The organism is Streptomyces sparsus (assembly GCF_054776295.1).
Window position 1 is genome coordinate 1 of the sequence record NZ_BAAHCA010000557.1, and the last position, 3,292, is coordinate 3,292.

A 3,292-nucleotide genomic window follows, 5' to 3' on the forward strand; every position below is an offset into this window, starting at 1 on the left:
CGCAGGCCGCACCGCTCCCGCTCGTGTCGGCCAGTGCGCGCCCCCAGCGGCCGGGGGATGGCGGGTCCGATCCACGGCTGCCCGGGGGTGACCCCCCGGGCCCCCGGCGGCCAGGGGCGGCGGTGTCCGACCCCCCGGTTACGGTGAGGCGCATGGCCGCTGCCCGCAAGACGTCCGCCAAGGACCGCCCCTCGTACCGCTGCTCCGAGTGCGGCTACACCACCGCCAAGTGGCTCGGCCGCTGCCCCGAGTGCCACGCCTGGGGAACGGTGGAGGAGGCCGGCGGGGCGTCACGGGTCCGCACCACCGCTCCCGGCCGAGTGTCCGCGCCCGCGCTGCCGATCGCGGAGGTGAGCGGCGCCCAGGCCACGGCCCGTTCGACGGGCGTACCGGAGCTGGACCGCGTGCTCGGCGGCGGCCTGGTGCCCGGCGCGGTCGTGCTGCTGGCCGGTGAGCCGGGCGTCGGCAAGTCCACGTTGCTGCTGGACGTGGCCGCCAAGGCGGCCGGCCCCGAGCTGCGCACCCTCTACGTCACCGGTGAGGAGTCGGCGAGCCAGGTCCGCATGCGGGCCGACCGCATCCACGCGCTCAACGACGACCTCTACCTCGCCGCCGAGACGGACCTCTCCGCGGTGCTCGGCCACCTCGACGAGGTGAAGCCGGCGCTGCTGGTGCTGGACTCGGTGCAGACGGTCGCCTCACCGGAGATCGACGGCGCGCCGGGCGGCGTCGCCCAGGTCCGCGAGGTCGCCGGGGCGCTGATCCGCGCCTCCAAGGAACGCGGCATGTCCACCCTGCTGGTGGGCCACGTCACCAAGGACGGCACGATCGCCGGGCCGCGGCTGCTGGAGCACCTGGTGGACGTGGTGCTGAGCTTCGAGGGCGACCGGCACGCCCGGCTGCGCCTGGTCCGCGGCGTCAAGAACCGCTACGGCGCCACCGACGAGGTCGGCTGCTTCGAGCTGCACGACGAGGGCATCACCGGCCTGACCGACCCGTCCGGGCTGTTCCTGACCCGTCGCGACGCGCCGGTACCGGGCACCTGCCTGACGGTGACGCTGGAGGGGCGCCGCCCGCTCGTGGCCGAGGTGCAGTCGCTGACGGTCGACTCGCAGATCCCCTCACCGCGCCGCACCACCTCCGGGTTGGAGACGTCCCGGGTGTCGATGATGCTGGCCGTGCTGGAGCAGCGCGGCCGGATCAGCGCGCTCGGCAAACGGGACATCTACACCGCCACGGTGGGCGGCGTGAAGCTCTCCGAGCCCGCCGCGGACCTCGCCGTGGCTCTGGCGCTGGCCAGCGCGGCGAGCGACACGCCGCTGCCGAAGAACCTGGTGGCGATCGGTGAGGTGGGCCTGGCCGGTGAGGTCCGGCGGGTCACCGGGGTGCAGCGGCGACTCGCCGAGGCGGCCCGGCTCGGCTTCACCCACGCGCTGGTCCCCGGGGACCCGGGCAGGGTGCCGTCGGGCATGCGGGTGAAGGAGGTCGCGGACATCGGAGAGGCTCTCGGTGTGCTGCCCGCGCGGAGGGCCGGGCCGGACACCGACAGCCGCCGGTAGACTTTGCCCCGGTCTCGCCCGTACGCACGACCGAAGGAGAGCCGTGGCAGTCAACGAACGGGCAGGAGCCGGTGATGGGCTGATGCGCGCCTCACTCAGCGCGGTCGCCCCCGGCACCGCCCTGCGCGACGGTCTGGAACGTGTCCTGCGCGGCAACACCGGTGGTCTCATCGTGCTGGGCATGGACCGCACCGTCGAGTCGCTGTGCACCGGCGGTTTCGTGCTGGACGTGGAGTTCTCCGCGACGCGGCTGCGGGAGCTGTGCAAGCTCGACGGCGCGCTGATCCTCGACAAGGACATCACCAAGATCGTCCGCGCGGGCGTGCAGCTGGTGCCGGACGCGTCCATCGAGACGGAGGAGACGGGCACCCGGCACCGGACCGCCCAGCGGGTCTCCATCCAGACCCGCCACCCGGTGGTGTCGGTCAGCCAGTCGATGCGGCTCATCGCGCTCTACGTGGGCGGGCAGCGGCGGGTCCTGGAGGACTCCGCGGCCATCCTGTCCCGGGCCAACCAGGCGCTGGCCACGCTGGAGCGCTACAAGCTGCGGCTCGACGAGGTCGCCGGCACGCTCTCCGCGCTGGAGATCGAGGACCTGGTCACGGTCCGCGACGTCTCCGCGGTGGCGCAGCGGCTGGAGATGGTGCGCCGGATCGCCACCGAGATCGCCGAGTACGTGGTGGAGCTGGGCACCGACGGCCGGCTGCTGTCGCTCCAGCTGGACGAGTTGATCGCCGGCGTGGAGCCGGAGCGGGAGCTGGTCGCCCGCGACTACGTGCCCGAGCCGTCGGGCAAGCGGACCCGCACGGTGGCCACCGCGCTGGCCGACCTGGACCGGCTCACCCACACCGAACTGCTCGAACTCGCCACGGTGGCAAGGGCGCTGGGCTACAGCGGCGCTCCCGAGACCCTGGACTCCGCGGTGTCGCCGCGCGGCTTCCGGCTACTGGCGAAGGTGCCGAGGCTGCCGAACACCGTCATCGAGCGGCTGGTGGAGCACTTCGGCGGGTTGCAGAAGCTGCTGGCCGCCAGCGTCGACGACCTCCAGGCGGTGGACGGCGTCGGCGAGGCCCGGGCCCGCTCGGTCCGCGAGGGCCTCTCGCGCCTCGCGGAGTCCTCGATCCTCGAACGCTACGTCTGACCCGGCGCCCGTCCGGCGCCGCACGTCGCACCGGAGCGGAAACGTTGCCTCGGCCTCCGACCGTGTGCCGCCCGCGCCACCTGGACCCGGGCGGGTTCAGGTGGCGCGGGCCGGGCGGAGGGCGTCAGCTCTCGGCGAGGACGAACGACGTCTGGGCGGTGCCGAGGCCGGGGACCTGGATCTCCGCCAGGTAGGTGCCGGGCTTCGCGGCCTCGGCCGACGGCGTGGCGCACTTCGCGGCGCTGGGCTCGCGGTCCCACCGCACCCGGTGCGTGACGTCGTCCCGGGCCGGCACCCGCAGCAGCTGCGAACCGCTGCCCGTCGGACAGTGGTCGGAGGCCCACACCGTGGTGTCGTCCGCGTCGGACACGGTGATCACCGCCTGCTTGCCGCCGACGTCCACCCGGCAGGCGGAACCCGAGGTGTTCTCGACGGTGAGGCGCAGCTCCGGGCGTTCACCGGACTTGTAGGTGTCCTTGCTGCTGACCAGCGACAGCTTCGCCGCACCGGAACGGCAGGCGGGCAGCCCCGCCACCGCGGGCACGCCCCCGGACCCGGCGCCCTGTGCGCCGCCGGCCTCCGCGTCGTCGCC

At 74.2% G+C, this 3,292-nt stretch carries 2 protein-coding genes and 1 pseudogene; 2 read left to right on the top strand and 1 reads right to left on the bottom strand.

The genetic code is table 11. The annotated features are described in order from the left end of the window. Window positions 1-152 precede the first annotated feature (152 nt). Together radA and disA are read left to right on the top strand one after the other, a co-directional pair. On the top strand, window positions 153-1,559 hold the full coding sequence (radA, locus tag ACYVE9_RS20120; protein ID WP_461029284.1) for a DNA repair protein RadA: 1,407 nt from the start codon (window positions 153-155) through the stop codon (window positions 1,557-1,559). Window positions 1,560-1,641: 82 nt separating this feature from the next. Further along, window positions 1,642-2,700 (top strand): DNA integrity scanning diadenylate cyclase DisA, encoded by a 1,059-nt coding sequence (gene disA, locus ACYVE9_RS20125; protein WP_461029285.1) that lies wholly within the window; start codon window positions 1,642-1,644, stop codon window positions 2,698-2,700. A gap of 124 nt (window positions 2,701-2,824) precedes the next feature. On the opposite strand, the pseudogene ACYVE9_RS20130 reads toward disA, so the two are convergent. Beyond that, window positions 2,825-3,292, bottom strand: a pseudogene (locus ACYVE9_RS20130) (hypothetical protein); the annotation flags it as partial.